We start from the raw sequence: 16,248 nt of genomic DNA, 5'->3' as shown, positions 1-16,248 counted from the left end.
AACGAAATCAGAGAGATTCTCAATGCCCGTAGTGATGCCCTGCAGTACGCGTCTGGGTTCTTCCAGGCTGCGCCCGTTGTTGCACTTGAGTCTGTTGCTGAGTCTGAGTGCCTGTCCGTTGTTCATCACTGCCGGTTGGGCCGAAGACGCGCCTCGACGCAGTTATCAGGTGCCGGCAGGAAGCCTCAGTGCAGCGCTAACCCGTTTCGCCGGGCTGGCCGGGGTCAATCTGTCAGTGGACCCGGCACTGGTGGGCAGTCGCACCAGCCCTGGACTCTCCGGCGAGTACGCGGTCGAGGAGGGCTTTGCCCGACTGTTGCAGGGTTCCGGTCTGCAACTGCAGCCGGTAGGCGAAGAGGCGTACATCCTGACCCCGGCGCCGGAAGGCAGCAGCCTGCAACTGGGCGCCACCTCGATTCTCGGTGCCATTGACCCGGTGGACGGCGATCCGTATGCCGGTGGCCAGGTCGCGCGCCGTGGTTCGCAAGGCCTGCTGGGCTCGAAAGACTTTATGGAAACGCCGTTCAGCATGACCACCTACACCAGTGAGGTGGTCAAAAACCAACAGGCGCGTACCTTGGGCGACCTGATCGCCAACGATCCTTCGGTTCGCGCCACCAACCCGGCGGGTGGGCGCTATGAGCAGTTCACCATTCGAGGGTTGAGCCTGTTCAATAGTGATGTTTCCTACAACGGTCTCTACGGCGTCCTGCCGACCTACACGATCGACATGGAGATGGCCGACCGTGTCGATGTCCTCAAAGGTCCAAGCCAGCTCATTAACGGCATCTCGCCGCGGGGCAGCGTGGGTGGCGGGATCAACGTGGTGCCCAAGCGCGCGACCGACAAGCCCATCACTTCGTTCACCGGTAGCTACGCTTCCGACAACCAGGTCGGCGGTGCCGTGGATGTCGGCCGACGCTTTGGTGAAGACAACAAGTTCGGCCTTCGTTTCAACGGCGTGAAGCAGTCCGGCGACACCGAATGGGATCACCAGAATGTCGACCGCGAGATGGCCGTGCTGGGCCTGGATTTTCGCGGTGAACGCCTGCGACTCTCGACGGATATCGGGCGCACCGAACGTGATACCGACGCACCGCAGGAGCGCGTACAGGTTGGCCCTAACGCGCAGGTTCCGCATGCCAGCGATGTGCGCCGCAACTATGCGCAGCCCTGGAGCAAGGGGAGTACCAATGACACTTTCGGGATGGTGAATGGCGAATTCGATGTCAACGATTCCGTCATGCTGTATGGCGGCGTGGGGGCACGTAAAAGTAATCATGACTTCCTCCGTCATGCCGTTTCGGTCACCAACGACGCTGGCGATTTCAGCGTTCAACCGCGAGACTTCACCCGTGACGAAAATGTCCGGACGGCCACCGCAGGAGTGCGCAACTGGTTTCATACCGGCCCGGTGAGCCATGAAGTCAACCTGGCAGCCAGCTATTACTACATGGACTTCGAAAATGGCGGTGCCCGTTATGCCACCGCCCGCAGCAACCTCTATGACCCCGTGGAAACACCAACGCCTGTCAGACCCACGCGACAGGATTCGAAGGTCTACACCGAGAACCGTTCCACCGGCGTGGCGTTGTCCGACACCCTGGGTTTCTTCGATGACCGGCTGCTGCTGACCCTCGGCGCCCGCTGGCAGCGCGTGAAGGTTGACGACTGGACCGATAACGTCAGAGGCGACACCGCCTACGACGATGAAAAGGTTTCGCCGTCGGGCGGCATCCTGTTCAAGGCGACCGACAAGCTGTCGCTGTATGCCAACTACATGGAAGGCCTGAGCCAGGGCAAGATCGCACCGTCGACCTCGGTGAACGAGGACGAGATCTTCCCGCCGTTCATCAGCCGCCAGGTCGAGGTCGGCGCCAAGTATGACGCTGGTGCTTTCGCCGTCACCGCCGCCGTGTTCCGGATCAAGCAGCCGGCCTACGAGACCAACGCCACGACGCGCGTCTTCGGCCCGAACGGCAAACGTGAGAACACCGGTGTGGAACTGAGTGTGTTCGGTGAACCGCTCGATGGTTTCCGTCTGCTCGGCGGTGTCATGTACATCGACAGCGAGTTGAGCAACACCACCAATGGCACCTTCGACGGCAACCGGGCGCCGGCCACGCCGAAATACAACGTCAACCTGGGCGCCGAGTGGGACGTACCGACCGTACAGGGCCTGACCCTGACCAGCCGCGGTATCTATTCCAGCTCGCAGTACCTGGACCAGTCCAACAACAAGGAAATCGACTCCTGGGAGCGTTTCGACGTGGGCGCACGCTACGCGTTCAAGGTCGAGGAGAAGAACATCACCCTGCGTGCCAACGTCGAGAACGTGGCGGACAAACGCTACTGGAGTTCGGCCGGAGCCTCGGATGACAGTGAGCCTGGTTTGACGCTGTCGACCCCGCGCACCTACCTACTTTCGGCGACCGTCGACTTCTGATTCACCCCTGTCATGCGCCCCAGGGAGCGGGGCGCCATCGTTGGACTATTACCTGATTCGTATAGAGGAAGGACATATGCACATCCTCAGTTAATAAACAATACAGACACTTTCGTATAAGTAGCTATCTATTGGTAGCCTGTACCGAAGTTGTCAGTTGCATTACAAGATCATGGCTGGATCATGGCACTTGCGGAGTTTTATACCAGGTTTATTAACTTGGTCTTTTGCGTGTCTGATAGTTTTTAAAGTAGTTCAAATTATCCTATGTAAATTTCCAAATAGTACTAAGAATTAGTTGCAACAACTTGCAAATGAGAATAAGTTGCATATCGAATTTAACGAGGGTGAAGCGATGTTGAATGATGGCGTATTGCACTCTAATCCTTTGCAAAAAACCAATGCCGACTATCTGGCTCGACAAAGTAAGTTCGAATCCAATGTACGCAGTTATCCACGCAAGTTGCCGCTGGCCATCGCCAAGGCGCACGGGCTCTGGGTGACCGATGTCGAGGGCAATAGTTACCTCGACTGCCTGGCCGGCGCCGGCACTTTGGCCCTGGGGCACAATCATCCGGCCGTCATGGCCAGCCTCGACAGCTTCCTCGCCTCAGGCCTGCCGATGCATACCCTGGACCTGACCACCGCGGTCAAGGACGCTTTCTGCGAAACCTTGCTCAGTCTGTTGCCGAACCAGGGCCGTGATTACTGTCTGCAATTTTGCGGGCCATCCGGGGCGGATGCAGTGGAGGCCGCGCTGAAGCTGGCCAAGACCTACACCGGGCGCAACAACATCATCAGTTTCTCCGGGGCCTACCATGGCATGACCCACGGCGCACTGGCCCTGACCGGCAACACTGCGCCGAAAAATGCCATCGCCAGCCTGATGCCCGGGGTGCAGTTCATGCCGTACCCCCACGAATACCGTTGCCCGCTGGGCATTGGCGGTGAGGCCGGGGTCGAGGCCTTGACCCACTATTTCACCCAGTTCATCGAAGACGTCGAAAGCGGCGTGTCACTGCCGGCGGCGGTGATCCTTGAAGCGGTGCAGGGTGAGGGCGGGGTCAACTGTGCCCCGGCGAACTGGCTGCGGGCGATCCGCGAAGTGACGCGCAAGCACGGCATCCTGCTGATCCTCGACGAAGTGCAGACCGGTTTCGCCCGCACCGGCAAGATGTTCGCCTTCGAACACGCCGACATCGAGCCGGACCTGATCGTCATGTCCAAAGCGGTCGGTGGCGGTTTGCCCATGGCGGTGCTGGGCATCCGTCGTGAATTCGACGCTTGGGAGCCAGGCAATCACGCCGGAACCTTCCGCGGCAACCAGATGGCCATGGCCGCCGGGCTGGCCACGTTGCAGGTGCTGCAACAGCAAAACCTCGCCGCCCAGGCCGAGCGCCGTGGCCAGTGGCTCAAGGACCGACTGGTCGAGTTGCAGGCGCATTATCCGGCCCTCGGCCAGGTGCGCGGTCGCGGCCTGATGCTGGGCATCGAGATCGTCGACGAGCGCCAGCCGGCGGATCGCCACGGGCATTTCCCGATGGACCCGGCGCTGGCTGCGGCCATCCAGCAACAGTGCTTCAAACAAGGCCTGTTGCTGGAGCGCGGCGGGCGTAAGGGCAATGTCATCCGCTTATTGCCGCCATTGATTATCGACGATGAACAATGCCAGCAAGTGATCCAGCGTTTTGAAAACGCAATGGCTGCCGCTTTATTGCAGTTGCGCCCTTGAATGAATCAATCGAAGTTGCGTTAGCAATCCGCCGAATTGCAGTTTGATGAGGTTGCTGCAAGTAACTTTGTTGGCCGTCTGATTGTTTAAAAAAGGTTCAGTGAAGTGATGTCGTTACGTGGGGTTTCGTCGGCAGTTAAACAGGTCGATCAGCAACTAATTTTTTCGCCATATAACGTGTCCAGTGGCCTCGCGGGCTACTGTGGAGCACCCATGAATCATCCAGATCGCAGTGTTTTATCGAATATGGTCAGTGAGTTGGCGACGACGCGCGCGTTGCTTAATTGTTTGATCAAAGAGTTCGCCTTGCCGGAAAACTGCCTCAGTTACAGTTGGCCGACGCAGATGCAAGGTATCGCCCCGGGCAGTTACCTCGAGGGGCTGGAATGGAAGGGCATTCCCCTGACCGTCAGCCTGCCCAACCAGCAGCAGTTCTTTGTGATGGTGGACCGCCGTGATGGTCTGGGCAGTCACCGTTACCTGTCGGACGTCTATGCGCGGCGTGGCGAGGGCGACTGGTCGTGCCTGAGGTTTACCGAGTTCGTCGAGCAGTTGCTCGCGGCGTGCGAACACATGACCCGCGCCAGCAACGACGAGTTGCTGGATCAGGTATTGCAAAGCCAGTTGCTGACCGCCGCCATCGTCGGCCACAACATGGACGGCCAGCACCCGGCACCGCTCAGCGGTTATCTCGCCAGTGAGCAGGGCTTGTGGTTCGGTCATCCGAACCACCCGGCACCCAAGGCGCGCCTGTGGCCAGCTCATCTGGCCCAGGAAACCTACGCCCCGGAATTCCAGGCCCGTACGCCGTTGCACCTGTTCGAGGTGCCGCTGGAAGGATTGAGCGTCGGGGCCAACGGCCTGAGCAAAGCCCAAGTGCTGGCCGGTTTTGCCGATCAAGCGCAGGCGCGGCCAGGGCATGCGGTTATTTGCATGCATCCGGTACAGGCCCAGCTGTTCATGCAGGATGGTCGGGTTCAGCGTTTGTTGAAATCCGCGGCCATCGTCGATCTTGGCGCCACAGGGCTGATGGCCAACCCCACGGCGTCCATCCGTACCTGGTACATCGAGGGCCATGAGTTCTTCATCAAAGGCTCGCTGAACGTGCGCATCACCAACTGCGTCAGGAAAAACGCCTGGTACGAACTGGAAAGCGCACTGATGATCGACCGAGTCTTTCGTAACCTCCAATTGACCCAACCCGAAACCCTTGGCGGGCTCTCGGTGGTGGCCGAACCGGGCAATCTGAGCTGGGCACCGCAACAGGCCAGCGAAGCCGATAACCACTGGTTCCGCGAGCAGACCGGGGCGATCCTGCGGGAGAACTTCTGCCTCGACACCGGCACCGACTGCAGCATCATGGCCGGTACGTTGTTCGCTCGTGGCCTGCATTTGCCGCCATTGGTGCATGAGTTCCTGAGCCGGTTCAACGGCAATGACATCGACGACCAACAGCTGTTGAGCTGGTTCGACGATTATCAGGCGCTGCTGCTACGGCCGGTGCTGGCGTTGTTCTTCAATCACGGCATCGTGATGGAACCGCACTTGCAGAACAGCGTGCTGGTGCATGACAACGGTCGTCCACAACGCTTGCTGCTGCGGGATTTCGAAGGGGTCAAACTGACCGATGAACTGGGTGCTTCCCGGATCGACGCAGACGTCCATCCTCGGGTGCGTGAGTCGCTGCTCTATTCCCGCCAGCAGGGCTGGAATCGCATCGTCTATTGCCTGTTCGTCAACAACTTGTCCGAGGCGGTACTGGCCTTGAGCTGGGAGCGTCCGCACCTGGCGCCGCTGATGTGGCAACGGGTGGAGCAGCAATTGATCAGCATCCGCGCCGAATTGACCCGCGCTGCGCCGGAGTTGGACGCACTGATCGCCGGCCAGCCGATTGCCTGCAAAACCAACCTGAAAGTCCGCCTGGCAGCCAAGGCTGATCGCCAGGCCAGCTACGTCAGTCTGGTGTCCCCGTGGGGCAAGGAGGCCAAGCATGGATAAGCTGCCCGCAACGGTTGTGGCCGCGATCGACGAAGTCCGTACACAACAAGAAGATCCGCTGGCGCTGTTCATCTATGACCTGGACGCGCTGAAACAGCACGTGACGCAAGTGATGGCAGCGCTGCCCGAAGGCGTGGAGCTTTACTACGCGATCAAGGCCAACAGCGAACCGCAAATCCTGGCCGCCGTCGCGCCATTGGTGCACGGGTTCGAGATTTCCTCCGGCGGCGAGATCGATCGTCTCCAGGCCTGCCCGACGCGCAAGCCATTCATCTTCTCCGGTCCCGGCAAACTGGACTCCGATCTGCGCTCGGCGCTGCAACACCAGGTCGCGGCGATTCACATCGAAAGTCTGAATGAAATCGTCCGTCTGCAACGGCTGGCACTGGAAGCGGGGCGCGTGCAAGACGTCTTGCTGCGGATCAACCCCGAACTGCCGTCGCCGCTCTCCAGCAAACTGGCGATGGCCGGTACGGCCACGCCATTCGGGATCGATGAGTCGGAACTGGCTCAGGCGGTCAGCTGGGTCGATAACGCCAGCCACCTGCGGCTCAAGGGTTTCCATGTGCATGCGATGTCCCATCAGTCGCTGGTGGAACGCCATGAACAGTTGCTTGATCTGTACCTGCAGCGCTGGCCGCAATGGAAAGCATTGTCGGCCGATCCTACGGCGATCACCCACCTCAATATGGGCGGTGGCATCGGCGTCAATTACCTCGGGCCGCAGCAATTCGATTGGCAGCGCTTGTGTGCGCATTTGGGGCAGAGCCTTGCAGCGTGTGCCGATGCGCCTATCGTGCGCTTTGAGCCCGGTCGTTTCATCAGCGCCTTCTGCGGCTATTACGCCATTGAAGTGCTGGACAGGAAAACCAGTCACGGCAAGCATTTCCTGGTCTGTCGGGGCGGCACTCATCAGTTCCGTTTGCCGGTTGCCCAGGGCCATGATCACCCGGTCATTCATCTGCCCCGGCATCGCGTAACGCCAACGGCGCCACAACAGAAGTGGACCGTCGTGGGACAACTCTGTACGCCCAAGGATGTGCTGAGCCGCGATTGCCCGCTCACGGAAGTGGAGATCGGCGACATGCTGGTGCTGCCCCTGGCGGGTGCCTATGGCTACAACATCTCCCACGCCGATTTCCTCTGTCATCCGCGACCGCCGCAGGTGTTTGTGCAAGAAGCCGGAGTCGCCCCGTGGGATTGACGTTTGCCGTGCCGCGCTGGTTGGTGGTGGTCAATGTGTTGTTGGGCACGCTGACGGTCAGCCTGAACAACAGCTCCCTGAACCCGGCGTTGCCGGCGTTTATGGAAGCCTTTGAAATCGGCCCGCTGTTGGCCACCTGGATTGTGGCTGCGTTCATGGTGAGCATGGGCATGACCATGCCCCTCACCAGTTTTCTCAGCCAGCGAATGGGGCGCAAATCTCTCTATTTGTGGGGCGTGGCGTTGTTTGTCTGCGGATCGCTGCTGGGGGCGTTGGCCAACTCCATCGCGCTGGTGATTGCCGCGCGCGTGGTGCAAGGGATCGCCAGCGGACTGATGATTCCGCTGTCGCTGGCGATCATTTTTTCGGTGTACGCCAAGGGCGAGCGGGGCAGGGTCACCGGCCTGTGGGGCGCGGCGGTCATGCTGGCGCCGGCATTGGGGCCCTTGTGCGGCAGCCTGATGCTGGAGTGGTTCAGTTGGCGCTCGCTGTTCCTGATGAATGTGCCGATTGGCCTGCTGGCGCTGATCCTTGGCATCGGCGTGCTGCCGGCTTCTGAAGCATCGGAACGCAAACCTTTCGACCTGGCGGGTTACCTGTTGATCGCGACGGGCATCGGTCTGCTGATGATTGCCGTTGGCCGCTTGCGCCATGCCGAAGCCCTCACTGATCCGCTCAACCTCGGCATGCTGCTGGCGGCCATTCTGTGTCTGGTCGCGTTTGTACGACTGGAACTGAACCGAACCGCGCCGCTGCTTAACCTGCGCATCTTTGCCCTGCGCGGTTATCGCTTGAGCGTGATCATCGCCGTGGTGCAGTCGGTCGGCATGTTCGAATGCCTGGTCCTGCTGCCGCTGCTGGTGCAAGTAGTGATGGGCTTCAGCGCTATCTGGACCGGCCTGTCGCTGCTGTGCACGGCGATGTTCGCCAGCCTGTTCGGGCATCTCGGCGGCAAGTGGCTGGACCGTCACGGCCCGCGTGGCGTGGTGCTCTGGGGGCTGCTGCTGACCGGGGGCGCCACGCTGGGATTGGGCATGCTGGGGGCTGGCGCTTCAATCGGTGTGGTGTTCTTCCTGATGATGGTCCGCGGCGCCGGGCTGGGCCTGTCCTACATCCCCATCACCACCGCAGGGCTCGATGCGCTGCCTGAACCGATGGTCACCCAGGGCGCGGCGATGAACAACATTTCCCGTCGTCTCGTCTCGTCACTGGCCATTGTGATTGCCTCGCTCTGGCTGGAGTTTCGCCTGACCGCCGAGACAGCGAACGGCGTTGTTTCGGTGGCAACTCCGGGGGCCATCAGCGAGGTCTTCTTGGCCACCGGCATCCTCATCCTGCTGGCATTGCCCTGTGCCTGGCGTTTTCCCGTTCACGCATCCGACGAGCCGGCCGAGGCATTGCCCTCAGCCCTCGAACACCGTTAATTCTTTCATGGACAAGGTTATGACTATGGCGACTTCTTCACAGGCAACACCTCAGGCTGCGGATTCAGCGCCAGGCGTCTGGCTGGCGACGGCCGATCCCCGCCACTATCAGCAAGTGGAGCAGCGCGTGGTGGGCCAACTGCTGCAAACGCTGTTGTATGAAAACGTCCTGCTGTATCGCCATTCGCCCCTCGATGGCGGCCAATACCATTTTGTCGTCAGCGGCGTCGATGCGCAGCAACAACCGGTGGAGTACCACTGCAGCGGATTGCTCAGCGAAAGCTTCGAGTTGATCCGCCTCGACTATGCCAGTCTCGAACGCGTTGACGCGTTGGGCGCGCGCCACCGGCCGCACCTTCATCAAGCACTGGCAGAGCTGTTGAGCGAACTTCAGGACAGCCCGCACCTGCCACGCTTCACTCATGAACTGGAGCAGACCCTGCTCAAGGATCTGCAATCGCGCAGTCAGGGTTACGAAGCGGCCAAGCCAACCCATCAACTGGATGTCGATGCGCTGGAACAGCACTTCATGGACGCCCACAGCTATCACCCTTGCTACAAATCGCGCATCGGTTTCTCGCTCAAGGACAACGCCCGTTACGGGCCGGAATTTGCCGCGCCCATCGCGATTGTCTGGCTGGCCGTGGCCAAGTCCTGCGGGGCGATGAATATCTCGCAGCACCTGGATTACAACGGGTTTATCCAGACGGAATTCGGACTTCAGCGCTGGCAGCACCTGGTTGAGAGCCTTACCGACCAAGGCAAGGCGATGGGCGATTACTGGCTGATGCCGGTGCACCCGTGGCAGTGGGAAAACGTCATTGTTCCCGTGTTCTACCCAGAACTGGTCAGCGGTGAGGTGATCTATCTGGGCACTACCGATGACCGTTATCAGGCGCAGCAGTCGATCCGCACCCTGGCCAACGTCACTGAGAAAAAGCGGCCTTACGTCAAGCTCGCGCTGAGCATGACCAACACCTCCAGCACGCGAATTCTGGCCCGGCATACGGTGATGAACGGCCCGATCATCACCGACTGGTTGCAGCAGTTGATCGGCAGCGACAGCACCGCCCGCGACCTTGGCTTTGTGATTCTCGGCGAAGTGGTTGGCGTCAGCTTTGACTACGATCAACTGCCCGCCACGCGGATGTCCCAGGCCTATGGCACGATGGGCACCCTGTGGCGCGAGAGCATTCACCAGTACCTGCAAGACGACGAGCAGGCGGTGCCTTTCAATGGTCTGAGTTCCGTGGACAATCGCTACGGCAGCGGTGCACAGACCCCGTTTATCGATGCGTGGATTGCTCAGTACGGCCTACACGCCTGGACGCGCCAACTGTTGCAGGTGGCAGTGTCGCCGATCATTCACATGCTGTACGCCGAAGGCATCGGCATGGAATCCCATGGGCAGAACATCGTCCTGATCGTGAAGCAGGGCTGGCCGCAACGTATCGCCCTGAAAGACTTCCATGACGGCGTGCGCTATTCACCGCAGCACTTGGGGCGCCCCGAGCTATGCCCGACCCTGGTGCCGCTGCCCGCCAGCCACGCCAAGCTCAATCGCAACTCGTTCATCCTCACCGACGACGTGGATGCGGTCCGGGATTTTTCCTGTGATTCGTTCTTTTTCATCGCCCTGGCCGAGATGGCGATCTTCCTGCATCAGCATTACCAACTGGAAGAAGCCGGGTTCTGGCAGATGACTGCCGAGGTCATCACTGCTTACCAGGCCGAGCATCCGCAACACCGTCCGCGTTATGCGGCGTTTGATGTTTTTGCGCCGTTCTATGAAGTGGAAGAGCTGACCAAGCGCCGCCTGCTGGGCGACGGCGAACGTCGTTTCAAATCGGTGCCGAATCCGCTGCACGCGTTCCGGCCGCAATCATGCTGAGGACCAATTTGCTCAAGCAGAAGCTCAGAACAGGTGAGCGGGTCTACGGCCTGATCAGCTCGATTCCGTCGCCAGCGGCCATCGAACTGATTGCCGAGGCGGGTTTTGATTTTGTGATCATCGATATGGAACACGTGCTGATCAATCCCGAGACCGTGGAGAACATGATCCGCACCGCCGAGAGTTACGCGCTGACCCCGCTGGTGCGGGTGGCCGACCTCAATCCGAAAACCCTGCTGCGCCTGCTCGATGGTGGCGCCCAGGGCATTGTCTTGCCGATGATCGAAGGCCCAGAGCCTTTGGCTGAAAGCATTCGTGCCTGCAAATACCACCCGCAGGGCACCCGCAGCCTGAATGCCGGTCGCCCCGGTGCGTTTGGCAAACACAGCCTGGGGGAGTACGTCGCGCTGGCCAACGAGCAAATCATGGTCGTGGCGATGATCGAAAGTGCCGAAGGTGTGCGGCGGGCGGCAGAAATTGCCGCTGTGCCCGGCCTCGACATGATCCTCGAAGGGGCCGCCGACTTGTCGCAATCGATGGGCCTGCCCTGGCAGATTGACCGGCCCGAGGTGCAGCAAGCGCTGCTCGCCAGTTGGCAGGCAGCCAGCGCCGCGGGCGTGCCGTATTGCGCGATTCCACGTCAGCCGGGCGACCACGAACGATGGTTGGCTCGCGGCGTAAAAAGCTTTGTTTTGGGTGACGAGCGTGGCATCGCTTTTCGTGCCCTCCAGGCCAAATTGGCCGCCACTTCAGCAGAAGGAAAATAATCGGATGAACTTCACCACAATGGCCGCCGACAAGGTGATGCAGGATCTGGTCGATTGTTTGTTGGCCGAACATTTTTTCGGTACCGAGCCGCTGAATCTGGTAGCGCCCTCGTCATCGGCCGATCAGCCGTTTACCGGGTTGAGCGCCAAACAACGGATCTGGGAATGGCCCAGCGATCCCCAAGGCTGCATCGTCATTGCCCTGCGTCCCGGTATTACCCAGCAATGGGAAAAAGTTCCGGGCACGCCGGTTTGGGCGCGACAGAATGAGCAGCTGACCGCGCTATCACCCGAGGCATTTACGACCCAGGTGTTGGCAGGCATGACCGATCGCTACCCGGACAATGAAAAAGGCTTCGCCCTGTTTCTGGATGTGCTGCGCACCAGCGTTCGGCAAACCGAGTTGTCCCTGGCCCATCGGGTTGACAGCGAACGCTTGCTGGAAAAGAGCAACGCGGACTTTTTCCTGACGATGGAACAGTGGGCTTCGCTGCGAGATCGTCCCTACCATCCGCTGGCCAAAGCCAAGCAGGGTTTGGACGACGCGGAATATCAGCAGTATCAGGCGGAGTTTGCTCGTCCGGTGGCGCTCAATTGGGTTGCGGTCGATCGCACGTTGCTGCAATGCGGCGACGGTGTGACGGACCTGGCACAGAGTTATCCCGCCCACTACCTGTTGCCGCCGCTGTTGCAGGCCAACTTGCAACAAGAGCTGCAGCAGCGGGGCATTGCCCAGAGCCACATCGCGCTGCCGGTGCACCCGTGGCAGTTCGAACACGTGCTGGAGGCACAGCTCGGCGACGCTTTCACCAAGGGGGATTGCCATCGACTGGACTTCACCGACGGTGATTTTTTCGCCACCTCGTCATTGCGCTCGATGACCCCGTGCTTCAACAGCGCCGATTACCTCAAGTTGCCGATGGCGATCTATTCACTGGGCGCGTCGCGTTATTTGCCCGCAGTAAAAATGATCAATGGCGGCTTGAGCGAGGCGCTGCTGCGTCAAGCACTGAGCAAGGATGAAACACTGCAACGGTCCCTGCACCTGTGCGACGAAACCAAGTGGTGGGCATTCATGCCGCCAGACGCAACGCTGTTCGACGAAGCGCCGCGTCACCTGTCGGCCATGGTTCGCGGCTATCCGTCGGCGCTGCTGGAAGATTCGGACACTCGACTGGTGCCCATGGCTGCATTGGGCACACCGCTGCCGGGCAGCAATCAGCACTTCTTCGATGACTGGATGGGCTACCGTCAACTGCCGGCCAACGCCGCGTCGGTGATGACGCTGTTCCGCGAGCTGTGCCACAGCTTCTTCGATATCAACCTGCGGATGTTCCGCATCGGCATGCTGGGGGAAATTCACGGGCAGAATGCGGTGCTGGTGTGGAAGGCCGGTTACGCCCAGGGTCTGCTGCTGCGCGATCACGATTCGTTGCGCATCTTCGTGCCGTGGCTGGAACGCAACGGTCTGGCTGATCCGGCTTACCGCTTGAAGAAGGGGCACGCCAACACGCTGTACCACGATCGCCCTGAAGACCTGCTGTTCTGGTTGCAGACCCTGGGCATTCAGGTCAACCTCCGCGCCATCATCGATACGCTGGCTGAGGTCTATGCATTGCCGGCGACCGGGTTGTGGACGGCGATGGGCGAAGTGCTCAACGAGTTGATCGACACCCTCGAGTTTGACGCCGAGGCGCGGATCATGATCAAGCACCAGTTGTTCGAAGCGCCACATTGGCCGCAGAAATTGCTGCTCACCCCGATGATCGAACGCGCGGGCGGCCCTGGCAGCATGCCGTTTGGCAAAGGGCAGGTGGTCAACCCGTTTCACAGGCTCGATCGTAATGCCTGAACCGCGACGTGAACCCTCCAGGCGCACGCTGTTGCGCCTGTCCCTGGGGGCGCTCGCCCTCAGGTTTTCTGCGCCGGCGTGGGCCGAGACCGGCGCCGCGCCGTTGCGGGTGATCACCCTGTTTCAGGGCGCCACCGACTGCGCCGTGGTGTTGGGCGTGACCCCGTGTGGCGTGGTTGATTCCTGGAGCGAAAAACCGACCTATAGTTATTTGCGCGCAGCTCTGGGCGCTGTACCCCATGTCGGGTTGGAAACCCAGCCCAGCCTTGAAGACATTGCACTGCTCAAGCCGGACTTGATCGTTGCCTCGCGCTTTCGCCACGAACGTATTGCACCGTTACTCAAGCAGATCGCCCCGGTGCTGATGCTGGAGGAAGTGTTTGAGTTCAAAAAGACCCTCGCGCTGATGGGCGCTGCATTACACCAGCAACAGAGGGCCGACGAGATTCTGAACCGATGGCAGCAGCGCGTGGCACAACTGTGTCAGCAACTGCGGCAGACATTTGCCGGACGCTGGCCTCCGACGGTGTCGATTCTGGACATCCGCGAAGACCATATCCGCAGTTACCTGCCAGCGAGTTTCCCGGGGTCTGTGCTCACCGAGCTGGGATTCAACTGGAGTGACAGCAGCCGGGAGGCGAGCGGGGTATCGATCAAACTCACCAGCAAGGAGAGCCTTGCGGTGGTGAATGCCGACATCTTTTTTGTGTTCCTGCGCGCGCAGAACGCGGCGGTGCAGCGCAACTACGAGAGCCTGGTGCAACACCCGCTGTGGAAGCAGATGCGTGCCCCGCGGCAAGGGCAGGTGTGGCAGGTCGATGGCGTCGCATGGAGTCTGTCGGGCGGGATGTTGGGAGCGAACCTGATGCTCGACGATGTTGCCCGTGTGGCCGCCGCGCAGGTGATCTCATGAGCCCGGGAGTAAAGCTGTGCAGCGCGGGTGTCGTGTTGCTGCTGTGCTGCGTGTTGAGCCTGGCGGTCGGTGCCACCTGGATTCCACTGCCACAGATTGCCGCGGCGTTTGTCGATCCCGACCCGTTGAGCATCAGTCATGTGCTGGTGACCACCACGCGTCTGTCGCGCACCCTGATGGCGATTTCCGTAGGCGCCAGCCTGGCGGTCGCGGGCGCCTTGATGCAGGCGCTGACGCGCAATCCGTTGGCGTCACCCGGATTGTTCGGGATCAATGCCGGAGCGACTTTTTTTATCATCCTGTTTTCCTCGATCTTCTCGCTGTCATCCCCGGATGCCTGGCTGTGGTCGGCATTCATTGGTGCTGCCGTGGCGGGTTGTCTGGTGTGGCTGATCGGCAACATGGGGCAAGGCAGTCTCAGCCCGTTGCGCATCGTGCTGGCGGGTGCGGCGATCGCCGCGTTGTTCTCCGCCTTCAGCCAGGCGCTGCTGGTGGTGAATCAGGATGGCCTGGACACGGTGCTGTTCTGGCTGGCCGGTTCGTTGTCCGAACGCAACCTGTCGAGCGCCGCACCCTTGTTGCTGACTGATGTGTTCGGGTTGTCGGGGGCGCTGTTGCTGGCCGGGCAGCTCAATGTGCTGAACACCGGGGAAGAAATTGCTACGGGGCTGGGGCAGCGAACCGGCCTGATCCGGCTGCTGATGAGCGCGCTGGTGATCTGTCTCGCGGGCAGCGCGGTGGCGTTGGCCGGCAGCATTGGTTTTATCGGTCTTCTGGTGCCGCACATGGTGCGCAAGGGGTTGTCCATCGACCATCGCTGGTTGCTGCCCGGTTGTGCGCTGCTCGGCGCCATTCTGCTGCTGTTGGCCGATACGCTGTCGCGGGTATTGATCCTGCCTCAGGAGGTGCCGGTGGGGGTGATGACGGCGCTGTTCGGCGCACCGTTTTTCATCATGTTGGCCCGGCGTGGAGGTCGTTATGGATAGGGTGGTGACCTGGCGCCGAGGCGGGTATTCCCGGCGGGTCAACCTCTCCACATGGTGGCGGTTGGCGGCGGCGCTGGTGCTGACGGTGCTGGTGATGCTCGGCTCGTTATCGCTGGGGAAAGTCATCCTTTCGCCCCTCGAGGTGATGCGAATCCTGTTTTCCAGCCAGGACGCCAGCCTGACGTTGATCGTCGAGCAACTGCGTTTTCCACGCATTGTGCTGGCGGCGCTGGTGGGGGCTGCTTTGTCGGTGTCCGGGCTGATCCTGCAAAGCATCATTCGCAACCCGCTGGCATCGCCGGACCTGCTGGGCATCACCAGCGGTGCCAGCGCCGCCGCCGTGCTTTACCTGTCGTTTTTGTCCGCGACGTTGGGTCAACAGTTTCTGCCCTTGGCCGCAATGCTCGGTGCGGGTCTGGCGACACTGGCCATTTATCTGCTGGCCTGGAAGCAGGGGGCCTCACCGCTGCGGCTGGTGCTGATCGGTGTGGGCGTCTCGGCGATGTTGACGGCGGCGACCACCTTCATTCTGGTGTTCAGTCCGCTGACCACCACTCTGTCGGCCTACGTCTGGCTGACCGGCAGCGTGTACGGCGCCAGTTGGCCTGAACCGCTGGCGCTGGCTGGCTGGTTGTTGGGGATTTTCCCATTGCTGGTGCTGCTGGCCCGTCAGGTGATGGTGCAACAGTTGGATGACAACCTGGCCCAGGGCATCGGCGTGCGCGTGCAATGGCTGCGGGCCGGTTTGTTGCTGGTGAGTGTAGCGTTGGCCGGTGCGGCCATTGCCTGGGGTGGGGCGATCGCGTTTGTCGGGCTGATTGCGCCGCATATTGCCAAACGCCTGGTGGCCCCTGGTTTCGCTGGGCAGGCCGTGATGGCAGCCCTGATTGGCGCAAATCTGGTGATGCTGGCGGACCTGGTCGGGCGCACGCTGTTTTTGCCCCTGGATTTGCCGGCCGGGATCTTTGTCGCGGTGCTGGGCACACCCTTTTTTCTCTATTTATTGATTAAACAGCGTCATTAAGGAATTCAACG

11 protein-coding genes are annotated in these 16,248 nt (G+C 60.7%); all 11 read left to right on the top strand.

All coding sequences use genetic code 11. The features are described 5' to 3' along the window. Positions 1 to 22: 22 nt before the first annotated feature. Entirely contained in the window at positions 23 to 2,446 is a 2,424-nt protein-coding gene (locus EAH74_RS15420; protein ID WP_140679630.1) for a TonB-dependent receptor, read from the top strand. Between the two features lie 355 nt (positions 2,447 to 2,801). Next, on the top strand, positions 2,802 to 4,178 hold the full coding sequence (locus EAH74_RS15415; protein ID WP_140679895.1) for a diaminobutyrate--2-oxoglutarate transaminase: 1,377 nt from the start codon (positions 2,802 to 2,804) through the stop codon (positions 4,176 to 4,178). A gap of 213 nt (positions 4,179 to 4,391) precedes the next feature. Continuing rightward, the gene (locus EAH74_RS15410; RefSeq protein ID WP_140679629.1) at positions 4,392 to 6,176 is read left to right on the top strand and encodes an IucA/IucC family protein; all 1,785 of its coding nucleotides are present in this window, start codon (positions 4,392 to 4,394) and stop codon (positions 6,174 to 6,176) included. Continuing rightward, entirely contained in the window at positions 6,169 to 7,380 is a 1,212-nt protein-coding gene (locus EAH74_RS15405) for a type III PLP-dependent enzyme (RefSeq protein ID WP_140679627.1), read from the top strand. The genes EAH74_RS15410 and EAH74_RS15405 overlap by 8 nt, the downstream gene beginning before the upstream one ends. Then, on the top strand, positions 7,377 to 8,804 hold the full coding sequence (locus tag EAH74_RS15400; protein ID WP_140679894.1) for a DHA2 family efflux MFS transporter permease subunit: 1,428 nt from the start codon (positions 7,377 to 7,379) through the stop codon (positions 8,802 to 8,804). The genes EAH74_RS15405 and EAH74_RS15400 overlap by 4 nt, the downstream gene beginning before the upstream one ends. A 19-nt stretch (positions 8,805 to 8,823) precedes the next feature. Continuing rightward, on the top strand, positions 8,824 to 10,695 hold the full coding sequence (locus EAH74_RS15395; RefSeq protein ID WP_140679626.1) for an IucA/IucC family protein: 1,872 nt from the start codon (positions 8,824 to 8,826) through the stop codon (positions 10,693 to 10,695). Next, positions 10,689 to 11,462: an HpcH/HpaI aldolase family protein gene (locus tag EAH74_RS15390; RefSeq protein WP_170206625.1), complete on the top strand. Its 774-nt coding sequence runs from the start codon at positions 10,689 to 10,691 to the stop codon at positions 11,460 to 11,462. Before EAH74_RS15395 ends, EAH74_RS15390 begins: the two co-directional genes overlap by 7 nt. Before the next feature lie 4 nt (positions 11,463 to 11,466). Next, positions 11,467 to 13,314 carry an IucA/IucC family protein gene (locus EAH74_RS15385; RefSeq protein ID WP_140679624.1) on the top strand — a complete coding sequence of 616 codons (1,848 nt, stop codon included), beginning with the start codon at positions 11,467 to 11,469 and terminating at the stop codon, positions 13,312 to 13,314. Then, a complete protein-coding gene (locus EAH74_RS15380; protein WP_140679623.1) occupies positions 13,307 to 14,227 on the top strand; it encodes an ABC transporter substrate-binding protein in 921 nt (306 codons plus the stop codon). Before EAH74_RS15385 ends, EAH74_RS15380 begins: the two co-directional genes overlap by 8 nt. After that, complete coding sequence (locus EAH74_RS15375) at positions 14,224 to 15,213, top strand: FecCD family ABC transporter permease (protein WP_140679622.1); 990 nt, start codon at positions 14,224 to 14,226, stop codon at positions 15,211 to 15,213. The genes EAH74_RS15380 and EAH74_RS15375 overlap by 4 nt, the downstream gene beginning before the upstream one ends. After that, a complete protein-coding gene (locus EAH74_RS15370; protein WP_140679621.1) occupies positions 15,206 to 16,237 on the top strand; it encodes a FecCD family ABC transporter permease in 1,032 nt (343 codons plus the stop codon). The genes EAH74_RS15375 and EAH74_RS15370 overlap by 8 nt, the downstream gene beginning before the upstream one ends. Positions 16,238 to 16,248 lie beyond the last annotated feature (11 nt).

This window comes from Pseudomonas mandelii, from assembly GCF_006438925.1.
GTDB lineage: Bacteria > Pseudomonadota > Gammaproteobacteria > Pseudomonadales > Pseudomonadaceae > Aquipseudomonas > Aquipseudomonas mandelii_C.
Note: the sequence above shows the minus strand (reverse complement) of the source record. Positions and strands in the feature narration are given on the sequence as shown.